This window comes from Lonsdalea populi (assembly GCF_015999465.1).
Lineage (GTDB): Bacteria > Pseudomonadota > Gammaproteobacteria > Enterobacterales > Enterobacteriaceae > Lonsdalea > Lonsdalea populi.
In genome coordinates, this window is the sequence record NZ_CP065534.1 from 3,209,109 (window position 1) to 3,236,044 (window position 26,936).

The window sequence follows — 26,936 nt, forward strand, 5'->3', positions numbered from 1 at the left end:
TAATCAGCAAAAAACCCCGGCAAGCCGGGGTTTATGAACTACTGGTGTCAATTTCAACAACACGCTGTCACACCGCGCTTACTTGTCGCTCAACGGCCCTGACATAGCGTTGCCGGTGCTAGGCTTCTCCGGTTCATCAACCGGGGTCGGCGCATTCGGCGTTCCGCTATCGTCAGAGTTGTTATTGTTGGCCGAGGGTTCTTCCCAGCCAGCTGGCGGACGAACATCTTTACGCCCCATCAGATCATCGATCTGCGGTGCATCGATGGTTTCATATTTCATTAATGCATCCTTCATGGAATGCAAGATATCCATATTTGCCATCAGCAGTTCGCGAGCGCGCTGATAGTTACGTTCGATCAATGCCTTCACTTCCTGATCGATGATGCGGGCCGTTTCGTCAGACATATGTTTCGCTTTAGCCACAGAGCGTCCGAGGAAGACTTCCCCTTCTTCTTCTGCATACAGTAACGGCCCGAGTTTTTCAGAGAAGCCCCACTGCGTCACCATGTTGCGGGCAATAGATGTCGCAACCTTGATGTCGTTGGAAGCGCCGGTAGAAACATGTTCAGAACCGTAAATGATCTCTTCAGCCAAACGACCGCCGTACAGCGTAGAAATCTGACTTTCCAGCTTCTGACGGCTGGCGCTAATGGCATCGCCCTCCGGCAGGAAGAAAGTTACGCCCAGTGCGCGGCCACGTGGGATGATGGTTACTTTATGAACGGGATCGTGCTCTGGCACTAGACGTCCGATGATGGCATGACCCGCTTCGTGATAGGCAGTCGACTCTTTTTGAGCTTCCGTCATCACCATAGAGCGGCGTTCTGCACCCATCATGATCTTATCTTTGGCTTTCTCGAACTCGACCATGGAGACGACGCGCTTGCTGCCGCGTGCGGCGAACAAAGCAGCTTCGTTAACCAGATTAGCCAGATCGGCACCGGAGAAACCAGGTGTGCCGCGAGCAATTACGGACGCATCGATATCCGGTGACAGTGGAACGCGACGCATGTGGACTTTTAGAATCTGTTCACGTCCACGGACATCCGGCAGGCCGACAACCACCTGGCGGTCAAAACGACCGGGACGCAGCAATGCTGGATCGAGCACGTCAGGGCGGTTCGTCGCAGCGATAACGATAATACCTTCGTTACCCTCAAAGCCGTCCATTTCCACCAGCATCTGGTTCAGAGTTTGTTCACGTTCGTCGTGACCGCCGCCCAAACCCGCGCCGCGCTGACGACCTACAGCATCGATTTCATCGATAAAGATGATGCACGGCGCGGCTTTTTTAGCTTGCTCGAACATGTCGCGAACACGGGATGCGCCCACGCCCACGAACATTTCTACGAAATCAGAGCCGGAAATCGTGAAGAATGGAACTTTAGCTTCGCCCGCGATGGCTTTCGCCAACAAAGTTTTACCGGTACCCGGAGGACCGACCATCAATACGCCTTTCGGAATCTTGCCGCCCAACTTCTGGAAGCGGCTCGGCTCACGCAGATACTCAACCAGCTCGGCCACTTCTTCTTTGGCCTCATCACAGCCCGCAACGTCCGCGAACGTTGTTTTGATTTGATCTTCGGTGAGCATGCGTGCCTTGCTTTTGCCGAACGACATGGCGCCTTTGCCACCGCCGCCCTGCATTTGACGCATGAAGAATATCCAGACGCCAATCAGCAGAAGCATCGGGAACCACGAGATAAAGATCGAAGCCAGCAGGCTAGGTTCTTCAGGGGGTTCTCCAACGACTTTTACGTTTTTAGTCAGAAGGTTATCCAGCAACTTGGGATCGTTGACAGGAATATAGGTCGTGTATCGGTTGCTGTCTTTTTTGACCACAGTGATCTCACGCCCATTGATTCGTGCTTCACGGACCTGATCCTGATTCACTTCAGTTAAAAAGGTTGAATAATCCACCCTACGGCCATTCGACTCGCTGGGCCCAAAGCTCTGGAACACAGACATCAGCACAACTGCGATGACTAGCCAGAGAATCAGGTTTTTCGCCATGTCACTCAAGGGATTAACCTCATATTACAACTGTGTTAAAAAATAGCGTAAGGGTACTACAGTTTACGCCCTGTCGCTACAATGTACACCTCGCGGGACCTGGCCCGGGAGGATTCAGGCTTACGCGTCTTCACCGTCGTAAACAGGGATCGCACTTCACGCAAATACTCGTCAAAGCCTTCTCCCTGAAATACTTTAACGACGAAACTGCCGCCCGGAGCCAAGATATCTCGACACATCTCCAGCGCAAGCTCCACTAGATACATAGAACGCGGGATATCGACTGCCGGAGTACCGCTCATGTTAGGGGCCATGTCGGACATCACCACCTGAACTTTCTGATCTCCGACCCTTTCCAACAAGGCCTTAAGCACTAATTCATCGCGGAAATCGCCTTGAAGAAAATCGACGCCAACAATCGGGTCCATCGGCAAAAGATCACAGGCTATAATACGCCCTTTGCCGCCAATCTGGCTGACAACATACTGCGACCACCCCCCCGGGGCAGCCCCCAGGTCCACCACGGTCATACCGGGTTTGAACAGTCTGTCGCTCTGCTGTATTTCGTCAAGTTTAAACCAAGCGCGTGAGCGAAGCCCTTTTTTCTGCGCTTGCTGCACATATTTATCGCTAAAGTGTTCCTGCAACCAGCGACTGGAACTCGCAGAACGCTTTTTGTTAGCCATCTATTTTCCAACTATTCTTAATTAAGGCGCTTTTGTCGAACCGAATGTCTCATTGAGAGCCAGCCACCCACTCTACAATGGTGATAATGATGAGATGGCGGTAGAATGACCCGTTTTCAATCCCAACCTAAGCAAAAAAACCATGAATCTGAGTAACAAACAAAAACAGCACCTGAAAGGCTTGGCACATCCATTAAAACCGGTTGTCCTATTAGGCAACAATGGCCTTACCGAAGGTGTACTGGCTGAGATCGAGCAGGCTTTAGAGCATCACGAACTGATAAAGGTAAAAATCGCCACTGAGGATCGTGAAACCAAAGGGTTAGTCGTCGAAGCAATTCTGCGCGAAGCCAAAGCCGTTAAAGTCCAGGTCATCGGCCACACGTTAGTGCTCTATCGTGCCGCTAAAGAACGGAAGATCGTATTGCCGCGATAACATTGCTAACCTCAGGTTACCTTGTATTGACTGCAAAGTGCCATGACCTCTGGTAAGAGAAAAGGCCGCATGCGGCCTTTTGCTTTTCTTTACAAATACTGTTGATATTTCAAGCGATCAGAGATACTCAACCTTCAGAATCTCATATTCCACCAGTCCCCCGGGGGTATTGATGGCAACAATGTCGTCTTCTTCTTTGCCGATTAAACCGCGCGCGATAGGCGAGTTCACCGAAATCAAGTTTTGTTTGAAGTCTGCCTCATCATCACCGACGATGCGATAGGTCTGTTCTTCTTCCGTATCAACATTCATAACAGTGACAGTGGAGCCGAAAATAACACGGCCGTTAGCCGCCATTTTAGTGACGTCGATCACCTGAGCGTTTGAAAGCTTCGCTTCAATTTCCTGTATACGTCCTTCGCAGAACCCTTGCTGTTCACGGGCTGCGTGGTATTCCGCATTTTCTTTCAGGTCGCCATGTTCGCGAGCGTCGGCGATCGCCGAAATGATTTCCGGCCGGCGAACCATTTTCAGATGTTCAAGCTCTTCGCGTAACTTTTCAGCACCACGTAACGTCATCGGAAACTGTTTCATATTTGTCTATACCTCTAAAAATCCATAGGACTTAAATCACCGTCTTCCTGACGCGATAGAATAAAATGCGACGGGGTGTCTTTTTTCTGCAGCGCACCCTGACAATTCAAGCAAAAGCGGCCTACCCGGAAATAGTTTTTTCCAGGGCAGACTCGGTTTTGCATTTTGATACGTATTTTACCCCAGAGTTCCATGGGGATCATCGTTTACTTTAGCCCACCTTGGGTCGTAGTATTGCCACACGTTACCCTGTGCTTACCGAGATTATGCGTTTCTTATCTATTGCTACCGGCCTTCTCTGCACCTGTATTCTGCATACTGCCTCGGCTACCGCCCCGGTAGAGGACTATATACAATACCTGCCTGACGGCGCTAATCTGGCGTTGGTGATGCAGAGAGTAGGGGCGCCATCTCCCACGCTTGATTATCGCAGCCAACAAATGGCGCTCCCGGCCAGCACACAAAAAGTCATTACTGCATTGGCGGCACTACTCCAACTCGGTCCTGACTTTCGATTTACCACCACGATAGAAAGCACAGGCTCGGTCAGTAACGGCGTTTTGCGTGGAAATCTGATTGTGCGCTTCAGCGGCGATCCGACGTTAAAACGCCAGCAGATTCGTTCCATGGTACAGGTATTGAAAAAAAATGGTATCCGCGAAATTGCTGGCAATGTGCTGATCGATACCTCCGTATTCGCGAGCCACGATAAAGCACCCGGGTGGCCATGGAACGATATGACGCAATGCTTTAGTGCCCCTCCGGCCGCTGCCATCGTCGATCGGAACTGCTTCTCGGTGTCCCTCTACAGCGCCCCAAATCCCGGTGACAATGCTTTCATCCGCGTCGCCTCTTATTACCCCGTTCAGATGTTCAGCGAAGTCAGAACGCTAGCGAAAGGCTCGCCCGACGCGCAATACTGCGAACTTGATGTTGTCCCGGGGGAGCTGAATCGCTTTACGCTTACCGGATGTTTGACGCAGCGTTCAGATCCCCTCCCCCTGGCATTTGCCATTCAGGATGGCGGCAGCTATGCCGGCGCTATCGTCAAGGATGAGTTACTGGAAGCGGATATCCGTATCGGTGGCAGCCTGCGCAGACAAACTCGGCCGGGATTAACGGGGACGGTTCTGGCGCAAACGCAGTCTGATTCTTTGCATGAATTGCTGACCATCATGCTGAAAAAGTCGGACAACATGATCGCGGATACGGTATTTCGTACCATTGGGCATAACCGATTTAATGTCCCTGGCACCTGGCGTGCTGGCTCAGATGCGGTGCGCCAGATTTTGCGTCAAAAAGCCGGCGTCGACCTTGGCAACAGTGTCGTCGTGGATGGTTCGGGTTTGTCTCGTCACAACCTGCTTGCGCCCGCAACCATGATGCAGGTGCTGCAATACATCGCTCAGCACGATAACGAGTTGAACTATATTAAGATGCTGCCACTGGCGGGATATGACGGTACGCTTCGCTATCGAGGCGGATTGCATGAAGCGGGCGTTGACGGCAAGGTTTCAGCAAAAACGGGAGCATTGCAGGGCGTATACAATCTGGCCGGTTTCATCACGACCGCCAGCGGTCAGAGAATGGCCTTTGTACAGTATCTTTCCGGCTACTCCGCCGATGACCCAAAAACGCGTCGAGTTCCTCTGGTGCGTTTTGAGAGCAGACTCTACAAAGATATTTATCAGAACAATTAAGGCTTGCGGCAAGCCTTAATAAAAAACACCCCTATCTGCCTGAGCAGACAAGGGTAATTGATACAACAAGCAAAATTTTCTTATTCGTGCACAACGTCAGGCTTAATGCTGGTAGATAATTTCCACACCGTTGTCATCTTCTTCGTCCCAGTCATCGTCCCACTCTTCTTCCGCTTTGTCTTTCACCGTTTCAAGCTGTTCACGATGATAGTCATCCCACATGAACTCCACTTTTTCAGGCGTCGCTTTCTCTTCTTCCGCCTGCATTTTCGGTTGAGTCCTCAGGAAGCTCATAACATCCCAGCAGAGCGCATTGACGCCGTCACGGCTGGCAGCAGAGATCAGGTAGTAATTACCTTCCCAGGCCAGCGCGGCGGCGATATCACGCGCGCGTTTCTCCGCTTCAGCTTTGTCCAGCAGGTCGCTTTTGTTGAACACCAACCAACGGGGTTTCTCAGCCAGCGTTTCGCTATACTGATGAAGCTCGTTGATGATGACTTTCGCATTTTCAATCGGATCTGATTCGTCAATCGGCGCCAGATCAATCAGGTGAAGCAGCACGCGGCAACGTTCCAAATGTTTAAGGAAGCGAATACCCAGACCTGCGCCTTCGGAAGCGCCTTCAATCAGACCCGGTATATCAGCGACGACAAAGCTTTGCTCGCTGTCCATACGCACAACGCCAAGGCTCGGGACCAGAGTCGTAAACGGATAATCCGCAACCTTAGGTTTAGCCGCAGAGACGGCTCGAATGAACGTAGATTTACCCGCATTCGGCAACCCCAACATCCCCACATCAGCCAGCAGCAGCAGCTCCATCAGCAGCTCGCGCTCTTCACCCGGCGTGCCGTTGGTTTTTTGCCGAGGCGCCCGGTTAACAGAAGATTTAAAGCGGGTATTACCCAAACCATGCCACCCGCCCTTCGCGACCATCAGGCGTTGCTGATGGCGGGTCATATCGCCCAGGATTTCACCCGTCCCGGTATCTTTAATACGCGTCCCGACGGGCACTTTGATGGTGATATCCTTACCTCGTTTGCCGGTGCAGTCGCGGCTTTGACCATTCTGACCGCGTTCAGCGCGAAACGATTTTTCAAAGCGATAGTCGATCAGGGTGTTCAGGTTCTCATCGGCAACGAGATAGACGTCGCCGCCATCGCCGCCGTCTCCACCATCAGGCCCGCCGTTAGGGATATATTTTTCACGGCGGAAACTGACACAACCATTGCCACCATCGCCAGCCACCACGAGAATGTTGGCTTCATCTACAAACTTCATGAACTCTCTCCGCAAAAAAACCAATAGAGAATAATTGACTTTTTTAAACTGTTATTGGCTCTCTTAGGCGTAACTCTTTGATTTTATAAAGGACAGCAGTTATAGCCATCCGTCACTGAAAACGACGCAGTCAGAACCATCAAGGTAAAATGGGCGCTGATTGTACCTGCTTAGCGCGAAGATTTCACCTGTATTAAAAATAAACAGTCGCCACAAACCGTCTGGACTAACCCCCAAGCCGACTTATTTGCTGTCGGTGTTGATGCCAGGCACTTCGCTTACCTGCTGTTTTACCTGGAAAAAACGGTGTCCAACCGCGGAGAACATCGCCCCCGCCACAACCGCAAATGCACCGAAGTAACCGATAAAATTTAGCGCGAGAGGCGCAAATACCGCGGGCCATCCTAATGCTAATAAATCGGAAAACATCAGTGTAAACAAGGGCGTCAGCGTAATAATGGCGCTGACCTGAGCCGCCTGCCAACGCGCCATCGCCTCTGCCAGCGCGCCATACCCGACAACCGTGTTCACGCCACAAAACAACAAGCACACCAGTTGCCAAAGACTTAGTTGAAACAAGACGCCAGGCTTTGCTACCGGTGTAATGAAAATTACGCACAGTATATAAAGCAGAAACAGGAGTTGCTGGGATGACAAGCGCCGTAGGAGCACTTTTTGCGCTACCCCGTAAGTCACCCAGACCATCGCGGCACCTACACCTAATAACACGCCTAACGTGTAGTCACTCAGTCGGGTAAAAATCTCAATCAGGCTGGTGTTGAAGAACATTATCAGACCACTCAGCAACGTAACCGCACCAATCACCTGAGTGACACGCATTTTTTCTTTCAGAATGAGTACGCTGGCGAACATCATCCCGACCGGGGAGAGCTGGCCGATAACTTGAGAAGCCGTAGGGCTGAGATATTTTAATGACGAGCTGAATAGAACAAAGTTGCCCAGCAGACCGCACGTTGCGATCAGAAGCAATATCCACCAACGCCGACGCCGTAACAAACGAAATCGGGGCATTGCTCCTTTAAAGTACAGAAGGAGGAAGAGCCCAAATGATGCCATTAAAAATCGATACCAGACGACGGTATACGGATCCATAACACTCAGAACCTGCTTCATGGCGATGGGCAAAGCGCCCCAGCAAACAGCGGTAGTCACAGCCAGACAAAGCCCCAAGCCTCCATTCTGTTTCATGGTGTTATCCGCAGCAGATGATGTTTACAGTATTGCCAAACGAAAAAAGCCCTGCAACGTGTGCAGGGCTTTTAAAAGACTTAGAAACTGTAATTATTCAGCGACAATGCTGATAAATTTACGGTTTTTAGGGCCTTTGATTTCGAACTGAACTTTACCGTTAGACAGTGCAAACAACGTGTGGTCTTTACCACAACCAACGTTAGTACCTGCATGGAACTTAGTACCACGCTGACGAACGATGATGCTGCCTGCCAGAACGGATTCACCGCCGAAACGTTTTACGCCCAAGCGTTTGCTTTCTGAGTCACGGCCGTTACGAGTGGAACCGCCAGCTTTTTTATGTGCCATTATTCGCTCTCCTAAGACTTAAGCGCTGATGCCGGTGATCTTCACCTCAGTGAACCACTGACGGTGACCAGCTTGTTTACGGTAGTGTTTACGGCGACGGAACTTAACGATTTTAACTTTCTCGCCACGACCGTGAGCAACAACCTCAGCCTTGATTTTACCGCCATCAACGTAAGGAACGCCGATTTTGATGTCTTCACCATTAGCGATCATCAGAACCTGGTCAAACTCAACGGCTTCACCAGTTGCGATATCCAGCTTTTCCAAGCGAACGGTCTGGCCTTCGCTTACTCGGTGTTGTTTACCACCACTTTGGAAAACTGCGTACATATAAAACTCCGCTTTCCGCGCACCCTATTGATTTTGGAAGTGCGCTACAAATATTCACAATAGGGCGCGAATTCTACGCAAAAAGATGAGGCATGACAAGTGCAGAATTAAGCAACATGAAGAAAAAGGATACAAGCCATTAACTGCCGTTTATCTGCGTCATTTTTCAAGTACAATCAATACAACCTTTTCTTATTTAACGCCGTTCTAGAACAGCAGAACGGCGATAGCGTTGAAGAAATCAGCTGGCAGAAACAATGAATCTAGAACAAATCACAGCGTTAAGCTCCCAGGATATGTCCGCCGTTAATACTACGATCCTGGAACATCTTTCCTCCGATGTCGCGCTTATCAATCAGTTAGGCCATTACATTGTCAGCGGCGGCGGAAAACGTATTCGGCCGATGATTGCTGTTCTGGCAGCCAAGGCTTTGGCCTATCAGGGTGACAAGCACGTTACCGTTGCGGCGCTAATCGAATTCATCCATACCGCTACCCTGCTGCATGACGACGTTGTCGACGAATCCGACATGCGTCGAGGAAAAGCGACGGCAAACGCCGCCTTTGGCAACGCTGCTAGCGTATTAGTCGGCGACTTCATCTATACGCGGGCCTTTCAGATGATGACGAGTCTTGGCTCACTGCAGGTTCTCACGGTGATGTCCGATGCGGTCAACGTCATCGCGGAAGGCGAAGTGCTGCAGTTGATGAACTGTAACGATCCCAATATCACCGAGGACAGCTATATGCGCGTGATCTACAGCAAAACGGCACGCTTATTCGAAGCAGCCTCTCAGTCTTCCGCTATTCTGGCAGGTGCTACCACAGAGCAAGAGAGGGCGTTAAAGGACTACGGACGCTATTTGGGAACGGCATTCCAACTGATAGACGATTTGCTGGATTACAGCGCAGATGGCGAAACGCTGGGCAAAAATACCGGTGACGACCTTAACGAAGGCAAGCCTACCCTACCGCTGCTGCATGCCATGCGCCATGGCAACCCTGAACAAAGCGCCATGATCCGCGAGGCGATTGAACAGGGCAACGGTCGTCATCTGCTGGCACCGGTTCTTACCGCGATGCAGGAATGCGGCTCGCTCGGCTATACCCGTCAGCGGGCGGAAGAAGAAGCAGACAAAGCAATCAGCGCGCTGCAGTGTCTGCCAGAAACGCCCTATCGCCTGGCTTTAGAAGGGTTGGCGCATTTAGCCGTTCAGCGAGAGTTCTGATCGCTCGCTTGGGCATCGCTCGCTTGCTGCAAGCTGCCAAGGCGAGTCAACATCGCCAGAGCACCTTCATGCAGAATATGATTTATCAGTAGCGAACGTTCGCTTCCCGTTAACTGGTGATAAACCTGTATCCACGTCGACAATAATTCAGTCTCTGCCGGTGTGGTATATTCTGGGATAGGTGACTCCTCCATCATCAGCGAGTGCTTAACGCTGTCGGGTAAGCTCCAGATAGCGTATTCCACGCCTTTCCCCTGTACACCTTTACGACGCCGTTTCTCCCAGCCGCTTTCTTTCGCCTTCTTATTCAGCCCCTGCCTGGACGTCGGTAATCCAGCTACACCCAACAATTCTTTTGTCGCAAACCACTTTTTGTCCATACATCCCTCCTAGTTGGCCTGACATTCCCTGCTTAACGATTCCAAACCGAGCGATAACAGGCACCCAGATTACATAAAGTTTCCACATAATAGATCAACATAAAGGAAAGCTCTAATCATTAAACATAAGAAGAGACGTAATGCGTTGGTGCAGTACAAATCGAGGAATCAGGCAGGGATTAACAAGGGGATAAGCACAAGAAGCGCTGCCATTCCCGCAGGAATGGCAGAAAGATCATTCAGAGGTTTCGTTTGTAACGGGTGAGGTAGAAGGTGGGCATAACCCTAACTGCTTAAGAGTTGCATAAACACCTTCCCGCATGATGTAGCTAATCAACTTTTCGCGTTCAGAGACTGAAAGCTGTTGATATATCTGCATCCACACCGGCAGCATATCCGATGGCTTCGCTGAATATTCTCCGGGTGTTTCCTGCATTAGCAATAAAGACTGCTGTACGGAGTCAGGCAAGCTGTGTATTGAATATTCAACACCTCGTCCTTGCACACCTTTTCTGCGACGTTTTTCCCAACCATCTTCTCGGGCACGTTTATTCAATCCTTGCCGTGATTTAGGGAGTCCGCCGATGCCAACCAACTCGCTGGTCGCAAACCACTCTTTTTTCATGTCCATTTCATCCCGATAGTGCTACTCATTACAAAAAAAGATTTATTAGGAAATAATTTTGGAAATAATTAGAAAACTGATGATATATTATTTCCAAATAATGGTTTTTTAGTTCATGAAACCATTTAACCCAATTCGTTAGTTATACCACTAATACACTGTCGTCTTATAGCACTAAGGGAAGGATTATGAATTCAAGGAAACATGACTGGCACCCTGCTGATATCATTGCGGCATTAAAGAAAAAAGGGACCACCCTTGCCGCAGTATCACGGTCTGCCGGATTAAGTTCGTCCACGCTTGCTAATGCTATATCGCGCCCATGGCCGAAAGGAGAGTGGCTGATTGCGGATGCGCTAGGAATACACCCTGCCGAAATCTGGCCCAGCCGTTACTATAATCCTGAAACAAACGAACTGCTCGATCGCAAAAAATTGATTCGGCCGCAGTGAACGAAAAAAAGCCGAAGAACGAATTCTCCGGCTTGTATTCACTCTTAGACGTACAGTGAAAGCTACTTATTGACGAAGGAGACGCCCATCGCAATATCTTCTTTTAACGTATCCAGCATCTTATCCAGAGAACGCTGCTCGAAGTCGCTGAGAGGGCCAATAGGCATACGCTGGGCGATGCCCTCTTTGCCCAATAATAACGGCTGAGCAAAGAAGCGGGCATATTCGCCATCGCTTTCAACATACGCACATTCCACGATGTTGCTTTCGCCTTGCAACGCACGAACCAAAGAGACGCCAAAACGTGCGGCAGCCTGGCCCATGGACAAGGTTGCGGAGCCTCCTCCAGCCTTGGCTTCAACCACTTCCGTGCCGGCATGCTGAATACGGTCGGTCAGAGCGACTGCTTCCTGTTCAGTAAAGCTGAGTCCTGGGATGTGCGACAGCAACGGCAGAATAGTCACGCCGGAATGACCACCAATCACAGGCACTTCGATGTCCTGCGGTTGTTTGCCCTTAAGCTCGGCGGCAAAAACGTTGGAGCGAAAGATATCCAGTGTTGTCACGCCAAAGAGTTTGTTCCGATTATAAACGCCGGCCTTTTTCAATACTTCTGCGGCAATAGTCACAATAGTATTGACCGGGTTAGTGATAATGCCGAGGCAAGCGTTAGGACAAACGCGGGCCACTTGCTCAACCAGATTACGGACGATGCCTGCATTGACGTTGAACAAATCGGAACGATCCATGCCCGGCTTACGAGCCACACCGGCGGAGATCAGAACGACATCAGCCCCTTCCAGTGCGGAAGCCGCATCTTCACCACAAAAACCTTTGATTGTGACCGCAGTGGGGATGTGACTTAAATCTACAGCAACACCTGGCGTTACGGGAGCAATATCATAAAGTGATAGCTCTGAGCCTGAAGGAAGCTGGGTTTTGAGAAGAAGTGCCAGAGACTGACCGATACCGCCGGCGGCTCCAAGAACAGCAACTTTCATCTTAAACTCCTTAATTTATTATCATTAGTTAAATATGCCGTGGATTTGTTTCGTTACAGACGTCCGTGCTCATAATAAAAAAGTAGAATAAGGCCACCAATCGGCGCGTCGAGAGCGCTATTTGGCTAATAATAAATTAAAATGCACACAGGTTATAAAAATGTAATTAAGATAACTAAAGTAACAAGTCGCGATACCTCTTAGAGGTTTCTCCAGCTCGTTACCTGAGCATGCACAGATTAATCATGGCAAATAAATAACAACTAAAATCATTCGAGTAACAATTTAGTGACCTTTGTGTGACCAGGCGCACATTCTCCAGTTTTATTTTCGACTAGCAACCTCTTTTCTCAGCAAAGCTTGTTATATCGATTGGCTAGGCACCCAGATTGCATAAAAATTCATTCCACAGCATAATATCGTCATGATTAACCATGATGGACCGCAGCCAAATGCGTCATTCAACAAAGCAGGAAGAGTTGGTTAAGGCATTCAATGCGCTGTTAAAAGAAGAAAAATTCAGTTCTCAGAGCGAGATTGTGCAAGCACTGCAGGACGAGGGATTTAAAAATATTAACCAGTCCAAAGTATCGAGAATGCTCACCAAATTTGGCGCAGTCCGTACGCGTAACGCCAAGATGGAGATGGTTTACTGCCTTCCCGCTGAACTTGGCGTGCCGACCACATCCAGCCCGTTAAAAAATCTGGTGCGGGACGTAGACTTCAACGAATCCGTCGTCGTCATCCACACAAGTCCGGGTGCCGCTCAGCTCATCGCACGGCTATTGGATTCTCTGGGAAAATCGGAAGGGATACTCGGTACGATTGCCGGGGATGACACCATATTTACCACCCCGGCGAAGGGGTTCAGCGTGAAGCAGCTCTACGAAGCCATTCTCGCCTTGTTTGAACAAGAGCTATAAGCCACCTTACAGAGACGGTAGTTCGGCCAGCGGCCAACGCGGCCGCACCATCACACCCAATGACGCCGATCCACCTTGCTGCAAGCGGATGGCTCCCGCGTAAGCGATCATCGCGCCGTTGTCGGTACAAAATTCAGGTCGGGCATAAAACACTTCACCACCGCGTTTAGCCATAACCTCTGCCAGTTTTTCCCGTAACGTGCGATTAGCGCTGACTCCGCCGGCGATAACGAGTCGTTTAAATCCGGTTTCATCCAACGCTCGTCGGCACTTGATCGCCAACGTGTCCACCACCGCATCTTCAAATGCACGGGCAATGTCCGCCTGGGTTTGAGCGTCTTTACCCTGTTCACGGATAGTATTCGCGGCAAAAGTTTTCAGTCCGGAAAAACTGAAATCCAGTCCTGGCCGGTCGGTCATTGGACGAGGGAACGTGAAACGACCCGCCTCCCCGGACTGAGCCATTTTCGACAACAGCGGGCCACCGGGATAATCGAGCCCAAGCAGCTTGGCCGTTTTATCAAACGCTTCTCCAGCGGCATCGTCGATTGACTCGCCCAGCAAGTGATATTCGCCGATCCCCGTCACGCTGATTAATTGAGTGTGACCACCCGAAACCAACAACGCCACAAAAGGAAAAGCGGGAGGATCCTCTTCCAGCATGGGGGCAAGCAAATGCCCTTCCATGTGATGAACAGCAATGGCTGGAACATCCCATGCGAACGCCAACGAACGCCCCACCGTCGCGCCAACCAACAGCGCGCCCACTAGACCGGGGCCAGCCGTGTAGGCAATCCCGTCGATGTCTTTACGCTGCAGCTCAGCTTCCTGCAATGCCGCCTGAATCAAGGGTACGGTTTTACGAACGTGATCGCGGGAAGCGAGCTCAGGAACGACACCGCCATAATCCGCGTGCAGTTTTACCTGGCTGTAGAGCTGGTTTGCCAGGAGACCGGCCTTAGTGTCATAAATCGCGACTCCCGTTTCATCACAAGATGTTTCAATACCCAATACGCGCATTGCTGTTTTTTCACTCTCGGTTACGGTTAACAAGCGGCTTGCTTCAAGCGGCGAATAGTCTACCATAAGCGCTCCCATTTGAGCGTGGACATAAGACCGCGAGGTTTGTTATTGCCGCAATGCTTTACAACAGCCTCGTTGTTGCAGTAGAATTCCGCACCATTTTGAAAAGGCTGGCACCAGGCCAGCGACAAACCGAATTTATTGAGGTGAGAGGCACATGCCGGTAATTAAAGTACGTGAAAACGAGCCGTTCGACGTAGCTCTGCGTCGCTTCAAGCGTTCCTGCGAAAAAGCAGGGGTTTTGGCCGAAGTTCGTCGTCGTGAGTTTTATGAAAAACCGACAACTGAACGTAAACGCGCTAAAGCGTCCGCAGTAAAACGCCACGCGAAGAAACTGGCTCGAGAAAACGCACGCCGCACTCGTCTGTATTAATTTAGGAGGTGCAACCTCCGATCGCGTGATTAATCCGCAGACTTAGCAGTTGCATACGAAGGCCGTGCATTTCCGAAAGGAATGCGCGGCTTGTTGTCGTTTATAAGCTATGAATCAGGGGCTTATGGCTGGACGAATCCCACGCGTATTTATTGGTGACCTGTTGGCTCGCACCGACATCGTCGACTTGATCGATGCGCGCGTGAAGCTGAAGAAACAGGGCAAGAATTATCATGCGTGTTGTCCATTTCATCACGAGAAGACCCCTTCATTTACCGTTAACGGCGATAAGCAGTTCTACCACTGTTTCGGCTGCGGTGCTCATGGTAACGCCATCGATTTTTTGATGAATTTCGACAGACTGGAATTCGTTGAAAGCATTGAGGAATTGGCGACCATGCATGGCCTTGAGGTGCCTTACGAGGCAGGTTCGGGGCCCACTCAGCTCGAACGTCATCAGCGGCAGAGCCTGTACGAGCTGATGGAACAATTGAGCACGTTTTACCAACATACGCTACATCAGCCCGCCGGCACCCCAGCCAAAATCTATCTGGCGAAACGTGGTCTAAGTGACGACATTATCAGGCATTTTGCGATTGGATGCGCGCCGCCGGGATGGGATAACGCATTAAAACGTTTTGGCCGCAGCAGCGAAGATAAAAGAACGCTGAACGATGCGGGCATGTTGGTGACTAACGATCAAGGGCGAATTTACGATCGTTTCCGCGAACGAGTCATGTTCCCTATCCGGGACAAAAGAGGACGCGTTATTGCATTTGGTGGTCGAGTATTGGGGGACGGCGTTCCCAAATATCTTAACTCGCCGGAAACAGAGATCTTTCATAAGGGGCGCCAGCTTTATGGCCTGTATGAAGCCCAGCAAAAACACCCCGAGCTGAGAGAGCTGCTGGTGGTTGAAGGGTACATGGACGTCGTCGCTCTGGCGCAGTTCGGCATTGACTATGCCGTGGCTTCTCTGGGGACGTCAACGACGGCCGATCACATTCAGTTGCTCTTCCGCACCACCGATCGCGTTGTCTGCTGTTACGACGGTGATAGAGCCGGGCGGGATGCGGCATGGCGCGCGCTGGAAACAGCCCTGCCTTATCTGGACGATGGACGCCAACTGCTGTTCATGTTTTTACCGGACGGCGAAGACCCGGACACACTGGTGAGGCAGGAAGGGAAAACCGCTTTTGAGCAGCGTATCGAACAAGCAATGCCGCTATCTTCATTCCTGTTCGACACGCTGTTGCAACAGGTCGACATGAGCACGCCGGATGGCCGTACCAAGCTAAGTACGTTGGCACTGCCGCTGATTGGTCAGGTGCCGGGCGAAACGTTACGGTTATATTTACGCCAGCAGTTGGGCAAAAAGCTGGGATTGCTGGATGACTCCCAGCTTGATCGTTTGATGCCCAAGACCACAATGCACGCATCGTCTTATCAGCCTCCACGGCTAAAAGTCACAACTATGCGTATACTGATAGGACTTTTAGTACAAAATCCCCGGCTAGCATCTGAGGTGCCAGCGCTGGCTCTGGAAGGCAGCGACGAAAGTAAAATGGCGGGACTGGGATTATTCCTCGATCTGGTTCAGACCTGCAATGAAAGTCCAGGCATGACCATGGGACTGTTGTTGGAAAAATATCGCGATAGTCGATATCGCAAACAGCTTGAAACCATGGCCGCCTGGAACCATATGATCGTAGATGAGGAGATCGAGGAAAAATTCAGGATCAGCTTGGCTGAGCTTTACGATCAACTGCTGCAGCTTCGTCTGGACACGCTGATAGCCCGAGATAGAACACATGGGCTCAGTGCGGAAGAGCGAAAGGAACTCTGGTCATTGCAGCTGGCCCTGACAAGAAAAAACTGATTACCGAGGCTTAATTGCCGATAAATAGTAGGGTTGAACCCTACAGAGTGCCGTGACGGGGGCTGCGGCGATAGCAAAAACCCCTACTGTTATTGTCAGCGATTACGCTGACCGACACCAACCCAAATACTCTGAAGTGTGGATACCGTCTTATGGAGCAAAACCCGCAGTCACAGCTCAAGCTTCTTGTCACCCGTGGTAAAGAGCAAGGCTACCTGACCTATGCTGAGGTCAATGACCATCTGCCGGAAGATATCATCGACTCCGACCAGATCGAAGACATCATCCAGATGATTAATGACATGGGCATCCAGGTGATGGAAGAAGCACCGGATGCAGATGATCTTCTGCTGGCAGAAAATACCAATGACGCAGACGAAGATGCGGCAGAGGCAGCTGCGCAGGTGTTATCCAGCGTTGAATCCGAAATTGGCCGCACGACCGACCCAGTGCGCATGTACATGCGTGAAATGGGTACCGTTGAACTTTTGACGCGCGAAGGTGAGATTGATATCGCCAAACGCATTGAAGATGGTATTAACCAAGTTCAGTGCTCTGTGGCCGAGTATCCGGAAGCCATTACCTATCTATTGGATCAGTACGATCGCGTTGAAGCAGGCGAAAGTCGCTTATCCGATCTGATTACCGGCTTCGTCGATCCCAATGCGGAAGCAGACATCGCGCCTACCGCGACTCACGTGGGCTCCGAGCTTCCCAGCAAAGAACTCGATGATAACGATGACGACGATGACGATGACGACAGCGATGACGACAACAGCATCGATCCAGAACTGGCTCGCCAGAAATTCACCGAGCTGCGCGATCAGTATGAAGTAACCCGTCAGACCATTAAGGCCAACGGTCGCAGTCATGCTAAGGCCGCGCTGGAAATTCTGAATCTGTCCGAGGTCTTCAAGCAGTTCCGTCTGGTACCTAAACAGTTCGATTTCCTGGTTAACAGCATGCGCACCATGATGGATCGCGTGCGTACCCAGGAACGACTGATCATGAAGTACTGCATCGAGCAGTGCAAAATGCCGAAGAAAAACTTCGTGACGCTGTTTGGCGGCAACGAAACCAACGATAAGTGGTTTGATGCCGCGCTGGCCATGAATAAACCGTGGTCTGAAAAACTGCGCGAAGTGCAGGACGATGTTAATCGCAGCATGTTGAAACTGCAGCAGATCGAAGAAGAAACCGGACTGACGATCGAGCAGGTCAAAGACATTAACCGCCGTATGTCGATTGGTGAAGCGAAGGCGCGCCGTGCCAAGAAAGAGATGGTTGAGGCGAACCTACGTCTGGTGATCTCCATCGCCAAGAAATATACCAACCGTGGCCTGCAGTTCCTGGATCTGATTCAGGAAGGGAACATCGGTCTGATGAAAGCCGTGGATAAGTTTGAATATCGTCGCGGTTACAAGTTCTCAACTTACGCCACATGGTGGATACGTCAGGCCATCACCCGTTCTATCGCCGACCAGGCGCGTACCATCCGTATACCGGTGCATATGATTGAAACCATAAACAAACTCAATCGTATCTCGCGCCAGATGCTGCAGGAAATGGGGCGCGAGCCCACGCCGGAAGAGTTGGCAGAACGTATGTTGATGCCGGAAGAGAAAATCCGCAAAGTGCTGAAGATCGCGAAAGAACCCATCTCAATGGAAACCCCGATCGGTGATGATGAAGATTCGCATCTGGGTGACTTCATTGAAGATACCACGCTGGAGCTGCCGCTGGACTCAGCAACGTCAGAAAGCCTGCGTTCTGCAACGCATGACGTTCTGGCAGGCCTGACCGCTCGTGAAGCGAAAGTACTGCGCATGCGCTTCGGTATCGATATGAACACCGACCACACGCTGGAAGAAGTGGGCAAGCAGTTTGACGTTACGCGTGAACGTATCCGTCAGATTGAGGCCAAAGCGCTGCGTAAATTGCGTCACCCCAGCCGTTCCGAAGTGCTTCGCAGCTTCCTGGACGACTAATTCCGTCTGTTTACGTATAGGATCGGCGCGCCGATCCTATACTTACCCTTCCTACAGGCACACAGGCAAAAACAGATGAAAGCCCACCACCTTAACGCAGGCATCACTCTTGCGGCATTGCTCTCATTTTCTTCCTTTTCAGCCAACCACTCCCTGAGCGGTTGTCAGGCAAAAGAGCACAATATCAAACAGGAAATTTCTCAGGCCAAAGCGCTCGGTAATCAAAACCGCGTAGCCGGGCTGGAAAAAGCCTTGAAAGAAGCAAAAGCAAACTGCATAGATAGCGCACTGCACATTAAGCGTCAGCAAAACATCGATGAGAAGCAGCACAAAGTGCAGGAACTTGAACGCGAAGTTCAGGAGGCCAAGCAGTCTGGGAAAGCGGATAAAATCAGTAGGAAAACCGCCAAACTGGAAGAAGCACGCCATGAGCTGAAGCAGGCTCAGGCAGAGCTTCGCCATTAATTCAGCATACTCGGGTTGCCGGCAGATGGCGGTGTCATCCTCTTTTCAGCGACCGGGTTTTCTTTGACTACCTCTCCGTTGTTAGGCCTGCAACGCCTGATAGAGCTCATGGTAGGATGCCGTCAGTGATTCCAGCGTCGCGCGATTCAAACCGCTCGGATTCGGCAAAACCCACACCTGAGTCTCTCCCAGAAAAGTGTCTTGCTGACCCCAGCCCACCTTACTGCTGCCGAATGCCTGAGAAAATGCCTGCTTACCCAGCACGGCAAGGGCTTGAGGCTGATACCTCATTATCTTTTCACGCAATAGCTCCCCGCCCTGCTTCAACTCGTGACAAGCCAACTCCGAGGCTTCCACGGTGGGTCTTTCCACTAGCATGGTTATCCCACAGCCATAATCCAGCAAGAGACTCTCTTCTTTCGGTGCCAACTGACGATCGGTAAATCCCGCTTGATGAATCACCCGCCAGAAACGATTGTTGGCATTCGCGAAATGATAGCCCCGATGTGCGGTCGAAAGCCCCGGATTGATACCACAGAAAACCACCTGAAGATGTGAAGCCAGAATATCCGTTATCATCTCGACCTCTTAATGTTATCTCGGACGTTTATGACAAATTCCGGCAATAATAACAACAGGCTAGCTTTGTTTATAAAACCGCCACCTGACCGCCCGTCTATAGACCTATTCATACAGGGTAACGTATAATCAGCACCCGCTGGCCCCTTAGCTCAGTGGTTAGAGCAGGCGACTCATAATCGCTTGGTCGTTGGTTCAAACCCAACAGGGGCCACCAAATTTTAGATTTAAAATCATGAAATTAAGCCACTTTAACCAGAGTGGCTTTTTTGTTTTTGCAGAAAGATGGCGATGAAGTGGCGATAAAAAATCGATACAAGACCTTTTTGGGCAATAAAAAAGTGCCCGGACGGGGCACTTAACTCATAGCAATATCAAAAATCACATCTTAAAAATTCATGTGTCCTTGACCACTACTTGAAGGATGTGGCGGAGCAAAATTAACCTGATTTGTGGTCACAATGTATCGCACAACGGTTTCATGAGTAACAAAGGTCGCACCACAGTTAATATTCTGGCACTGACAGTAACGCTCTTTTGTCTGCTCTGACACCCGAAAACTGCTCCTGGTGTGAGCCGAACATCCACATTTCGGGCAATTCATCATAAAAAAACCTCACATCAGAATTAAAGATTCACTTTTGGTGAATTTACTACTAATTCATATCTAAATCATCAATTTTCACCTCCAGCTCCAGCGCGGTCGTAAACCCCTGCCCACTGAGCGAGTGCGTCACCGTCGCGATCGTCCACTCCGCTGCGTCGATTTCCTGCTTAAAGCCACTGACCTTCGCTGGCAGTTCCGGGTACAGCTCGGCCCATCCTCTTGCTAGCGTGATGGAGAATGAAGCGACGCCGCGCTGCAGCCGTTCCCAGTGCATCTTGGCTGCGCGCTCTGCGTTGGCCTTGTTGGCATAAGTGCGGCTCAGTACCATTACGTTTTCATCGGTGCCGATCAGGTATTCACCCTGTTTGTCCTCAGGCGTTTTTTTCTGGCGGGTGTGACGGCGCCGGCGTTTGACTTGTGTTTCCTGGCTTTTCTTCGGCTCCTGCGTGTGTAGCCAACTGGCGACTACGCCGGTATAAGCGCCCCGATCAGCCAGCGAAAAGCGATGGCTGTCGCCGGCGGCGCGGGTGATCGTCACCGCCGGCAGCGCTTTGCCGCTGGCCGTTTTTCCCTGTCCCTGACGCAGAAACAGCAGGCGGCCGTCTTTCACTGCGGCGATGGCGCCGTGCTCTTTGGCCAGGCGCATCAGGAAGGAGCAATCCGACTCTTTGGTCTGGTCGATGTGGTCAACCGGCTGCGCAGCCGTGGCCGCGTCCAGCGCCGCGGTCAGCTTGTGGCGGTTGGCGATATCCGTGACGATCGCCCCGACCGTGGTCTGATGCCAGGAGCGTTCGCGTTTGATGTTCAGCGTCTGGCGAAAATCGGCGCTGCGGGCGCGGAGCGTCAGTCGGTCAGGCACGCCGCCGTGTTCAATTTCATCCACCACGTAGGTGCCTTTACCGATTAACGCTTCACCTTTCCAGCCCAAAAATAGCGTGATTTCAGCGCCGCGACGGGGCAGCGCCAGCTGGCCGTCCGCGTCGTCCAGTTCCAGATCGAGCTGGTCCGCCTCAAAGCCGCGGTTGTCGGTGAGCGTCAATGAGATCAGCCGCTTTTCCAGTACCGGCGTAATGTCGGTTTTCCCCAGGCGCAGCCGGTAATCCGGCGTAGACTCGGCGCCCGTCAGCCAATCCGTCATGACAACACCCCGCTGACGGCAGACGTCAGCCCGCCGATGGCCTGTGTCGCGCTGTCTTTCAGGCCGCCCAATGACGTGGATAAGTCGCCCAGCATCGCGGACAGCGATTCATCCACACGTTTTAACGTCAGGGTGAACTCGATACGCCGGGCTTTGCCGTCCTGAAAAAACTGGCTGCGGGTTTCGTTCAGGCTTTCGATGACATACATGCCGTAAATCGTGCCGCTGCCCTCCAGTAACGCCCAGGCTTTTCCGGTCTCGGCCATCTGCTCCAGCGCCCACAGGGACAGCGCACCGCCGGTCACCTGTGGCAGTAGCACGCCCTGTAACGTGATGGTGTCATTGTCCGGGCCGACATACTGCGTCACCGGGCGATAGCCGATGCGGCTATTGGTCACATGACGCCAGGCGCGCTGGCGTTGCAGTTCCTGATAAGGCACGGTCTTTAACGTGAACACAAACAGGCCTAATACCATCATCATGATTCGAGTCCTCCCTGATCGCGGTAACTGCTACGGGCTTTCGCCTGAGCGCGTCGCTCGCGTTCATCGAGCTGGCGCGCCACTTCGCGGGCGATATCGGTCGCGCTCTGGCCGGGTTGCGGCACGATGGTGATCGGCGCATGGACGGTCACCGGCGTGATGACCGACGCAGACTGGCGCGATGTGGTAGCCGTGGGGGCTGCGGGCGACAGGCTGAATGGATGCAGCGGATAAGCCGTTGCCGGGGAGGCGGTGGTGCCCAACGTCAGCGCCGCCGCAGCTAAAGCGGCCGTGCGCCGTCGACTGGTCACGGACGCCGGACCGGCGACAATCTCCGGGCCGTTCTCGCCGACAATACCCAGTTGGCCGGACCCGATTTGGCCGCCGGTGTCATACATCGGAATGTCGCTGTACACCGGTAGAGGGCGATGGGTCGGAGGTAAAGGCATTGGCGTGGCCGAATCGGGTTTCATCCAGTTCGGCAGATAATCGGTCATGGACGAGAGCTTGGCCTTGAGCGTGTCCCATTTTTCACTGATGCCGTTCATCAGTCCGTCGATCAATTTCCCGCCGGCCTCTTTGAAGCGGGCCGGCAGCGACAAGACGCTATTCAGTAAACTGTCCCAGCGCTCACCCAGCATGCGCTTGATGCTGTCCCAGGCTTCGCTGATCCCGGCTTTGATCGCATCCCAATTCTGATAAATCAGTCCCGGCAGCGTGTAGTTCAGGAAGTAAGATTTGATCCCTTCCCACGCCATCCCGACCACCGCTTTGATTTTCTCCCAGGCTTCTGCGGCACCCGCTTTGATGCTGTCCCAATGCTGATAGACCAGACCCGGCAGCGTGTAATTCATGAAATACGATTTGATGACGTCCCAGGCGACACCGACCGCCTGGCAAATTGCATTCCAGGCGATCGACGCGACGCGACAGATGCCGTCCCACAGCGCTTTAAATTTGGGGCCGAGCGTGTCCCAGTTCTGCCAGAGATAGAGCGCCCCCATCGCAATCAACCCAATCACCGCGAGGATCGGATTCGCCATCATCAGCCGTCCCAGCCACATCACCGCGCCGCCCATGTTCTTGAGCGCACTGCCAATTAGTCCTACCGCGCTGACGCCTTTGATGCCGAGCATCGACAGACTTAAGCGCATCATCGCCATTGGCCCCAGAATGGCGGCGATGGTGAGCATCACCGCGCCGATGGCCCCGGTGACGATGGCGAATCCCGCCGCCGCTTTAAACAGCCCGGCGGTCAATGCTGGATGCTTCTGCGCAAACTGATTCAACTGGCCGGCCAGTTCGCCCAGCCCGTCGACCAGTCGTTTCAGGTCCGGCGCCACCGTGGCGCCGATGGTGGCCATCGCGTTAGTGAAAGAGCCGCTTGCCGCGTCCCATTTGTTCCCCAGCGTTTTCAGCTGGGCGTCGACACGCTCCCGTAATGAGGCTTGCTCCGCTAACTTGGCCTGCGCGTCCTGATAGGCGCCCATGCCCTGACGCAGGATGTTGATCACCTGCAGCGTTTCCGCATCATCGCCGAACAGTCCTTTGATCACCTGCGTCCGTTTGGCGGTGTTCAGTTTGTTCAACTGCTCGAGTTGTTGATACAGCTGGTCGACCCCGCCGAACTCGCCTTTGCCGTTGGTGAAGTCGAACTTGATGCCGCTGCCTTTCAGGCTCTGGTTGACGTTGCCGACCTTTTTGGTGTCCATCACCATTTGGAACACTTTGCGGTAGGCGTTGCCGGCCGATTCGCCCGCCATGCCTTTCTGGTCGGCCATGACCAGGAACGGCGCCAGCATTTTCGCGCCGTCCAGCCCTTTGGTGTGCAGGATATCCATCGCGCTGCTGATTTTGGTGAAGCCCTGCAGCATGTTGGTGGGGTCGACGCCGGCATAGAAGCCTTTCTGAATGACGTCCATCAGGCCCATCATGTCTTTTTCCGTGGTGCCGGTGGCGTCCTGCATTTTGGCCGCAAACTCCGCCGCCTCCTCTGAGGGCATTTTCAGCTGCACGCCCAGATAGGCGGTCGCTTCCCCCATGCCGCCCAGGATGGTTTGCGCGGAAATGCCCTGGCGGCGCAGCATGGTCATCATGTTCTGAAAATCCGCCGTGGTGCCGGGCAGCTTGTCGCCCAGCGCGATGGCCAGCCGGTTGATTTTTTCGAACTCGGGGGAGACTTTCGCCCCCGGTCCCATCATGGCGCCGGATAACTGCGTGCCGGCCTCTTCTGCCTCAGCGTACGCTTTGACCGGTGCCATCAGTGGGGCTGCCGTGGTGACACTGGTGGCAATCAGGCCGCCGCCATTGCCGGCTAACTGATTGCGGATCTCCATCGTCTTGGCATGGCGGGCGCGGATCGCGTTGAGCTTTTTCTGCTGTTCGCCGGCTTGCCGCAGGCGCCGGGTCTGCTCCGACAACTGGCGGTTGTAGCGTGCGGTTTCGTCGGTGATGCGCGCCGTGGCTCGCGCGCTGTCCTGCGTCGATATCCCCATGCGGTACATGTCGCTGCGCAGGCGTCCCAACTGGTTCTGCTCGGCCTGGTGTTTATTCTCCAGACGGCTGACGGCGCGCCACTGGTCTTCCAGCGCTTTCGTTTGCGCGCGGGTCGGCGAGACGAGGTTGCTCATTTCCTGCGTCATCATTTGAGCGCGCAGCCGGGCCTGCGCCAGCGCTTCGCCGGTCTGGCCGACGTTCTGCTCCAGGCGTTTAAATGCCGTCAGCTTACCGCCGGCTTCATTCAATTGCTTAAGCTGGTTCTGCGTCTTTTTGATGTCGGAGGCTAATGACCGGCTGCTGTCCCTGGCCGTGCGGAGCGGACGGGTCATCCGGTCAACGGCACTCATCACCACCTGTAAACGCAGATTCTTGTCACTCATCGTCAGATCCGCTGCGAATAATGGCTTTGTGGCGCCAGTTCAGTACCTCGGTTAATGACATCTCCTCGGTGACCGCCGGCGGCCAGTGAAACACGGTGGCGATATCCGCCACTAAATCCTCGACCGTCAGGCTGGGGGCAAAGCTGACCGCGCCGAGTTCGGCAACAAAAAAGTGACCAGCTCCACCGACAGGCTGACCAGATCGGCGGGGTCCAGCTCCAGTACGTCCGCCTGCGTCAGGGCCGGGGCGGTGACGCGCGGCAGTACCACCATCAGGGCGTTGACGTCCATTTCCATCAGCGCCTGTAAGCGGGTGCCGCGCAGGCTGCCGGAAGTGGGTTTGCGGAGCGTGATGGCCGTCAGAGTGGCGTCGCCACGTTTCAGCGGGGTGTCCAGCGTAATGACTTTTTCAGTGCTCAGGGTGTTATCGTCTTTCTGCATGATGTGTCTCTGTGAGGTTGGGGCGCAGGGGTGAACCTGCGCAATTAAAGGGGCGCGTTACAGGCCGATGGCGGAACGGTGGGCCTCCATCAGGTCCACGCCGCCGACGATTTCGATCATGTTCAGCAGGTCAATTTCGATCAGCACCTCGCCGTTCACGGTCAGTTTGTAGTAGGTGCAGGTCGTCGACACTTTGGTTTTGGTCAGTTCGCCGAGTTTGGCTTCACCGCCGTCGATTTCCTTGTGCCGACCGCGCAGTACCACCTCGACCGCCTGCACCTCGGCGGTGTCGTCCCGCTGTACCGAACAGGTGAAACGCAGCGGCACGCCGTCGGCTTTGGTGTTGCCGAGCTGCTTGTAAATCAGCGGTTCAATGCCGGCAATCTGCCATTCGGCTTCCAGCGCGCTGTCGTCCAGCCCCATGTCGATATCGACCGCGCCCGGCATCCCGCCGCCGCGCCATTTTTCAAACTTGCGCGTCAGCTTGGGCTGGGTGAAGGATTCGACGACGCCCATAAAGCTGTTGCCGTCGTTGAACAGATTCAGCTGTTTTAATACCCGTGGTAATGCCATGTTCGCCCCTTAGCTGTTGACCTGGCTGGTGAAGTCGATGAGATAGCTGTCCGTGATGCGCTGGCGCAGCATCAGGTTTTCCAGCGGCGGAACCGGCGTGTAGTCGTAGTCGAGGGTCAGCGTGCCGGCTTTCAGCGTGTCTTTGGTGTTGGCCGCTTCATCAATCCAGCAGTCGCCGCCAAGCAGATAGCCGTTAGTGGTCATTTCGCGCAGCTTGGCGCGGATACCCTCGATAATGTCGCGGGCCAGCGAGGGCGTCAGCGGTTTGTCGCTGGCCCACATGTGCGCTTCGGCCATCGTGTCGGCCAGCACCTGGGCGGTGCGGGTGTAGGACTCGAAGGCGAACAGCGGATCGTCGCTGCAGGTGCGCGACCCCCAAAAGCGAAAGCCGTCTTTACGGATCAGCGTGGTGACGTCGTTCTGGTTCAGCAGGCCCGCATCGGTCGCCGGATCTTGCAGGTCCCAGAACACATCGGCGGAAATGCCGGTCACGCCGTTGACGCCGACGTTAGACAGGGTTTTATGCCAGCCGGTTTGCTCGTCGATTTTGGCCCGCAGGCCCAGCGCGCGCGCGGTCGCCCAGGCGGACGCGTCGGCATTGGCGACCGTATCCCAGGCGATGAAGTCCGGCCAAATCAGCATCAGTTCGCGCTGGCTGAAATGAGCGCGGTAGGCGATCGCTGCTTCCACCGTGTTGCAGCCGTAGGCGCTGATGTAGGAAAAGGCGCGCAGGCTCTGAGCGACGCTCGCCAGTTCGGCGGCCACCGCCTGATTGTCGTGGCCGGGTACGCCGAGGATGCGGGGTTTGACGCCGAGCTGTCCCTGGGTGGCCAGCAGGGCTTTCATGCCGGTCTTTTTGCCGTCGGCGGTGACGCCGCCGATGATGTTGGAGGTGGTCTCCGCCTCGCTGTCTCCCTGCGCGACACGCACGACCACCGTCACCGGTTTGGCCTGATCGCCAATTGCATCCAGTGCGCGGGCCAGCGTGCCGGACTCGCCCGCCTTGCCGCTGGCCGTCACGACGTCGGTCAGCAAGACCGGTTTATTGAGGGGAAAGGTCGTCGCGTCGGCATCGTCGGCGGTACATACCATACCGACGATGGCCGTCGAAACGGTCTGGATGGGGCGGGTGCCTTCGTTGATTTCAACCACGCGCACGCCGTGATGATAATCTTGCGCCATAGATCAGATCTCCGCTAAATGAGTTCTGGTATGGTGAAAGACACGGCAACACCGCGC

The 26,936-nt window shown here is 53.2% G+C and carries 29 protein-coding genes and 1 tRNA gene; 10 read left to right on the forward strand and 20 right to left on the reverse strand.

Translation table 11 applies throughout. From position 1 onward, the window contains the following. Positions 1-78 precede the first annotated feature (78 nt). Positions 79-2,025, reverse strand: a complete 1,947-nt coding sequence (ftsH, locus tag I6N93_RS14040) for an ATP-dependent zinc metalloprotease FtsH (RefSeq protein ID WP_085688425.1) — start codon at positions 2,023-2,025, stop codon at positions 79-81. Positions 2,026-2,072: 47 nt separating this feature from the next. Next, positions 2,073-2,702 (reverse strand): 23S rRNA (uridine(2552)-2'-O)-methyltransferase RlmE, encoded by a 630-nt coding sequence (rlmE, locus tag I6N93_RS14045; RefSeq protein WP_085651600.1) that lies wholly within the window; start codon positions 2,700-2,702, stop codon positions 2,073-2,075. A 142-nt stretch (positions 2,703-2,844) separates the two neighbouring features. Between rlmE and yhbY the strand changes: the two genes are divergently transcribed. Then, positions 2,845-3,138, forward strand: coding sequence for a ribosome assembly RNA-binding protein YhbY (gene yhbY, locus I6N93_RS14050; RefSeq protein WP_085688427.1), 294 nt, complete (start codon positions 2,845-2,847; stop codon positions 3,136-3,138). Positions 3,139-3,255: 117 nt separating this feature from the next. On the opposite strand, the gene greA is transcribed toward yhbY, so the two are convergent. Further along, positions 3,256-3,732: a transcription elongation factor GreA gene (gene greA / locus I6N93_RS14055; RefSeq protein WP_085651598.1), complete on the reverse strand. Its 477-nt coding sequence runs from the start codon at positions 3,730-3,732 to the stop codon at positions 3,256-3,258. A gap of 266 nt (positions 3,733-3,998) precedes the next feature. Between greA and dacB the strand changes: the two genes are divergently transcribed. Further along, complete coding sequence (gene dacB / locus I6N93_RS14060; RefSeq protein ID WP_085688429.1) at positions 3,999-5,432, forward strand: serine-type D-Ala-D-Ala carboxypeptidase; 1,434 nt, start codon at positions 3,999-4,001, stop codon at positions 5,430-5,432. A gap of 102 nt (positions 5,433-5,534) precedes the next feature. Here dacB and cgtA read toward each other — a convergent pair whose 3' ends face one another. The 4 genes from cgtA to rplU form a co-directional block, all read right to left on the reverse strand. Next, positions 5,535-6,710 carry an Obg family GTPase CgtA gene (gene cgtA, locus I6N93_RS14065; RefSeq protein WP_085688430.1) on the reverse strand — a complete coding sequence of 392 codons (1,176 nt, stop codon included), beginning with the start codon at positions 6,708-6,710 and terminating at the stop codon, positions 5,535-5,537. A gap of 243 nt (positions 6,711-6,953) precedes the next feature. Continuing rightward, the gene (locus tag I6N93_RS14070; RefSeq protein ID WP_085688432.1) at positions 6,954-7,919 is read right to left on the reverse strand and encodes a DMT family transporter; all 966 of its coding nucleotides are present in this window, start codon (positions 7,917-7,919) and stop codon (positions 6,954-6,956) included. A gap of 93 nt (positions 7,920-8,012) precedes the next feature. Continuing rightward, positions 8,013-8,270, reverse strand: coding sequence for a 50S ribosomal protein L27 (gene rpmA, locus I6N93_RS14075; protein ID WP_026739628.1), 258 nt, complete (start codon positions 8,268-8,270; stop codon positions 8,013-8,015). Between the two features lie 18 nt (positions 8,271-8,288). Next, positions 8,289-8,600, reverse strand: a complete 312-nt coding sequence (rplU, locus tag I6N93_RS14080; RefSeq protein WP_026739627.1) for a 50S ribosomal protein L21 — start codon at positions 8,598-8,600, stop codon at positions 8,289-8,291. Between the two features lie 257 nt (positions 8,601-8,857). On the opposite strand from rplU, the gene ispB reads away from it, so the two are divergent. Further along, positions 8,858-9,829 (forward strand): octaprenyl diphosphate synthase, encoded by a 972-nt coding sequence (gene ispB / locus I6N93_RS14085; RefSeq protein WP_085688434.1) that lies wholly within the window; start codon positions 8,858-8,860, stop codon positions 9,827-9,829. Here the strand turns inward: ispB and I6N93_RS14090 are convergent. Continuing rightward, a complete protein-coding gene (locus tag I6N93_RS14090; protein ID WP_085688436.1) occupies positions 9,814-10,209 on the reverse strand; it encodes a DNA-binding protein in 396 nt (131 codons plus the stop codon). The genes ispB and I6N93_RS14090 overlap by 16 nt on opposite strands. A 235-nt stretch (positions 10,210-10,444) precedes the next feature. Continuing rightward, positions 10,445-10,834, reverse strand: coding sequence for a DNA-binding protein (locus tag I6N93_RS14095; protein WP_085688465.1), 390 nt, complete (start codon positions 10,832-10,834; stop codon positions 10,445-10,447). 188 nt (positions 10,835-11,022) lie between these two features. Here I6N93_RS14095 and I6N93_RS14100 point away from each other — a divergent pair, with 188 nt between their 5' ends. Then, entirely contained in the window at positions 11,023-11,286 is a 264-nt protein-coding gene (locus I6N93_RS14100; RefSeq protein ID WP_085651592.1) for a helix-turn-helix domain-containing protein, read from the forward strand. A gap of 62 nt (positions 11,287-11,348) precedes the next feature. Here I6N93_RS14100 and mdh read toward each other — a convergent pair whose 3' ends face one another. Then, positions 11,349-12,287: a malate dehydrogenase gene (mdh, locus tag I6N93_RS14105; RefSeq protein ID WP_085688438.1), complete on the reverse strand. Its 939-nt coding sequence runs from the start codon at positions 12,285-12,287 to the stop codon at positions 11,349-11,351. A gap of 452 nt (positions 12,288-12,739) precedes the next feature. On the opposite strand from mdh, the gene argR reads away from it, so the two are divergent. Beyond that, entirely contained in the window at positions 12,740-13,210 is a 471-nt protein-coding gene (argR, locus tag I6N93_RS14110) for a transcriptional regulator ArgR (RefSeq protein ID WP_085688467.1), read from the forward strand. A gap of 6 nt (positions 13,211-13,216) precedes the next feature. On the opposite strand, the gene tsaD is transcribed toward argR, so the two are convergent. Next, entirely contained in the window at positions 13,217-14,230 is a 1,014-nt protein-coding gene (tsaD, locus tag I6N93_RS14115) for a tRNA (adenosine(37)-N6)-threonylcarbamoyltransferase complex transferase subunit TsaD (protein WP_085688440.1), read from the reverse strand. Between the two features lie 220 nt (positions 14,231-14,450). Here tsaD and rpsU point away from each other — a divergent pair, with 220 nt between their 5' ends. From rpsU to I6N93_RS14135, 4 genes are all read left to right on the forward strand, one after another. Beyond that, on the forward strand, positions 14,451-14,666 hold the full coding sequence (gene rpsU, locus I6N93_RS14120) for a 30S ribosomal protein S21 (RefSeq protein WP_001144069.1): 216 nt from the start codon (positions 14,451-14,453) through the stop codon (positions 14,664-14,666). A 124-nt stretch (positions 14,667-14,790) separates the two neighbouring features. Next, a complete protein-coding gene (dnaG, locus tag I6N93_RS14125) occupies positions 14,791-16,545 on the forward strand; it encodes a DNA primase (RefSeq protein WP_085688469.1) in 1,755 nt (584 codons plus the stop codon). 152 nt (positions 16,546-16,697) lie between these two features. Beyond that, complete coding sequence (gene rpoD / locus I6N93_RS14130; protein ID WP_085688442.1) at positions 16,698-18,533, forward strand: RNA polymerase sigma factor RpoD; 1,836 nt, start codon at positions 16,698-16,700, stop codon at positions 18,531-18,533. Positions 18,534-18,608: 75 nt separating this feature from the next. Then, positions 18,609-18,998, forward strand: coding sequence for a DUF1090 domain-containing protein (locus tag I6N93_RS14135; RefSeq protein ID WP_085688444.1), 390 nt, complete (start codon positions 18,609-18,611; stop codon positions 18,996-18,998). An 81-nt stretch (positions 18,999-19,079) separates the two neighbouring features. Here I6N93_RS14135 and mug read toward each other — a convergent pair whose 3' ends face one another. Beyond that, on the reverse strand, positions 19,080-19,577 hold the full coding sequence (mug, locus tag I6N93_RS14140; protein WP_085688446.1) for a G/U mismatch-specific DNA glycosylase: 498 nt from the start codon (positions 19,575-19,577) through the stop codon (positions 19,080-19,082). Between the two features lie 141 nt (positions 19,578-19,718). Here mug and I6N93_RS14145 point away from each other — a divergent pair. Beyond that, positions 19,719-19,794 (forward strand) — tRNA-Ile (locus tag I6N93_RS14145). Positions 19,795-19,965: 171 nt separating this feature from the next. Here the strand turns inward: I6N93_RS14145 and I6N93_RS14150 are convergent. The 8 genes from I6N93_RS14150 to I6N93_RS14185 are packed head-to-tail and all read right to left on the reverse strand — an operon-like array spanning position 19,966 to position 26,879. After that, positions 19,966-20,184, reverse strand: coding sequence for an ogr/Delta-like zinc finger family protein (locus I6N93_RS14150; RefSeq protein WP_085688448.1), 219 nt, complete (start codon positions 20,182-20,184; stop codon positions 19,966-19,968). 49 nt (positions 20,185-20,233) lie between these two features. Continuing rightward, on the reverse strand, positions 20,234-21,322 hold the full coding sequence (locus I6N93_RS14155) for a phage late control D family protein (RefSeq protein ID WP_085688450.1): 1,089 nt from the start codon (positions 21,320-21,322) through the stop codon (positions 20,234-20,236). After that, positions 21,319-21,804 (reverse strand): phage tail protein, encoded by a 486-nt coding sequence (locus I6N93_RS14160; protein WP_085688453.1) that lies wholly within the window; start codon positions 21,802-21,804, stop codon positions 21,319-21,321. Before I6N93_RS14160 ends, I6N93_RS14155 begins: the two co-directional genes overlap by 4 nt. Beyond that, the gene (locus tag I6N93_RS14165) at positions 21,801-24,683 is read right to left on the reverse strand and encodes a phage tail tape measure protein (protein WP_085688455.1); all 2,883 of its coding nucleotides are present in this window, start codon (positions 24,681-24,683) and stop codon (positions 21,801-21,803) included. The genes I6N93_RS14160 and I6N93_RS14165 overlap by 4 nt, the downstream gene beginning before the upstream one ends. Beyond that, positions 24,676-24,795 (reverse strand): GpE family phage tail protein, encoded by a 120-nt coding sequence (locus tag I6N93_RS14170; protein ID WP_085651582.1) that lies wholly within the window; start codon positions 24,793-24,795, stop codon positions 24,676-24,678. The genes I6N93_RS14165 and I6N93_RS14170 overlap by 8 nt, the downstream gene beginning before the upstream one ends. Before the next feature lie 14 nt (positions 24,796-24,809). Further along, entirely contained in the window at positions 24,810-25,124 is a 315-nt protein-coding gene (locus I6N93_RS14175; RefSeq protein ID WP_085688457.1) for a phage tail assembly protein, read from the reverse strand. A gap of 57 nt (positions 25,125-25,181) precedes the next feature. Next, a complete protein-coding gene (locus I6N93_RS14180; protein WP_085651580.1) occupies positions 25,182-25,697 on the reverse strand; it encodes a phage major tail tube protein in 516 nt (171 codons plus the stop codon). Positions 25,698-25,706: 9 nt separating this feature from the next. Then, positions 25,707-26,879: a phage tail sheath protein gene (locus I6N93_RS14185; protein ID WP_085688459.1), complete on the reverse strand. Its 1,173-nt coding sequence runs from the start codon at positions 26,877-26,879 to the stop codon at positions 25,707-25,709. Positions 26,880-26,936: the final 57 nt, after the last annotated feature.

Excerpts from the sequence above, each read along its gene's own strand:
- ispB (WP_085688434.1), top strand. The coding sequence starts at position 8,858 with ATGAATCTAGAACAAATCACAGCGTTAAGCTCCCAGGATATGTCCGCC.
- I6N93_RS14135 (WP_085688444.1), top strand. The coding sequence starts at position 18,609 with ATGAAAGCCCACCACCTTAACGCAGGCATCACTCTTGCGGCATTGCTC.
- I6N93_RS14155 (WP_085688450.1), bottom strand. The coding sequence starts at position 21,322 with ATGACGGATTGGCTGACGGGCGCCGAGTCTACGCCGGATTACCGGCTG.
- I6N93_RS14160 (WP_085688453.1), bottom strand. The coding sequence starts at position 21,804 with ATGATGATGGTATTAGGCCTGTTTGTGTTCACGTTAAAGACCGTGCCT.
- yhbY (WP_085688427.1), top strand. The coding sequence starts at position 2,845 with ATGAATCTGAGTAACAAACAAAAACAGCACCTGAAAGGCTTGGCACAT.
- cgtA (WP_085688430.1), bottom strand. The coding sequence starts at position 6,710 with ATGAAGTTTGTAGATGAAGCCAACATTCTCGTGGTGGCTGGCGATGGT.
- dacB (WP_085688429.1), top strand. The coding sequence starts at position 3,999 with ATGCGTTTCTTATCTATTGCTACCGGCCTTCTCTGCACCTGTATTCTG.
- I6N93_RS14100 (WP_085651592.1), top strand. The coding sequence starts at position 11,023 with ATGAATTCAAGGAAACATGACTGGCACCCTGCTGATATCATTGCGGCA.
- rpsU (WP_001144069.1), top strand. The coding sequence starts at position 14,451 with ATGCCGGTAATTAAAGTACGTGAAAACGAGCCGTTCGACGTAGCTCTG.
- argR (WP_085688467.1), top strand. The coding sequence starts at position 12,740 with ATGCGTCATTCAACAAAGCAGGAAGAGTTGGTTAAGGCATTCAATGCG.
- rplU (WP_026739627.1), bottom strand. The coding sequence starts at position 8,600 with ATGTACGCAGTTTTCCAAAGTGGTGGTAAACAACACCGAGTAAGCGAA.
- mdh (WP_085688438.1), bottom strand. The coding sequence starts at position 12,287 with ATGAAAGTTGCTGTTCTTGGAGCCGCCGGCGGTATCGGTCAGTCTCTG.
- rlmE (WP_085651600.1), bottom strand. The coding sequence starts at position 2,702 with ATGGCTAACAAAAAGCGTTCTGCGAGTTCCAGTCGCTGGTTGCAGGAA.
- I6N93_RS14095 (WP_085688465.1), bottom strand. The coding sequence starts at position 10,834 with ATGAAAAAAGAGTGGTTTGCGACCAGCGAGTTGGTTGGCATCGGCGGA.
- I6N93_RS14180 (WP_085651580.1), bottom strand. The coding sequence starts at position 25,697 with ATGGCATTACCACGGGTATTAAAACAGCTGAATCTGTTCAACGACGGC.
- mug (WP_085688446.1), bottom strand. The coding sequence starts at position 19,577 with ATGATAACGGATATTCTGGCTTCACATCTTCAGGTGGTTTTCTGTGGT.
- rpoD (WP_085688442.1), top strand. The coding sequence starts at position 16,698 with ATGGAGCAAAACCCGCAGTCACAGCTCAAGCTTCTTGTCACCCGTGGT.
- I6N93_RS14090 (WP_085688436.1), bottom strand. The coding sequence starts at position 10,209 with ATGGACAAAAAGTGGTTTGCGACAAAAGAATTGTTGGGTGTAGCTGGA.
- I6N93_RS14165 (WP_085688455.1), bottom strand. The coding sequence starts at position 24,683 with ATGAGTGACAAGAATCTGCGTTTACAGGTGGTGATGAGTGCCGTTGAC.
- tsaD (WP_085688440.1), bottom strand. The coding sequence starts at position 14,230 with ATGCGCGTATTGGGTATTGAAACATCTTGTGATGAAACGGGAGTCGCG.
- rpmA (WP_026739628.1), bottom strand. The coding sequence starts at position 8,270 with ATGGCACATAAAAAAGCTGGCGGTTCCACTCGTAACGGCCGTGACTCA.
- greA (WP_085651598.1), bottom strand. The coding sequence starts at position 3,732 with ATGAAACAGTTTCCGATGACGTTACGTGGTGCTGAAAAGTTACGCGAA.
- I6N93_RS14150 (WP_085688448.1), bottom strand. The coding sequence starts at position 20,184 with ATGATGAATTGCCCGAAATGTGGATGTTCGGCTCACACCAGGAGCAGT.
- dnaG (WP_085688469.1), top strand. The coding sequence starts at position 14,791 with ATGGCTGGACGAATCCCACGCGTATTTATTGGTGACCTGTTGGCTCGC.
- I6N93_RS14070 (WP_085688432.1), bottom strand. The coding sequence starts at position 7,919 with ATGAAACAGAATGGAGGCTTGGGGCTTTGTCTGGCTGTGACTACCGCT.
- I6N93_RS14185 (WP_085688459.1), bottom strand. The coding sequence starts at position 26,879 with ATGGCGCAAGATTATCATCACGGCGTGCGCGTGGTTGAAATCAACGAA.
- I6N93_RS14175 (WP_085688457.1), bottom strand. The coding sequence starts at position 25,124 with ATGCAGAAAGACGATAACACCCTGAGCACTGAAAAAGTCATTACGCTG.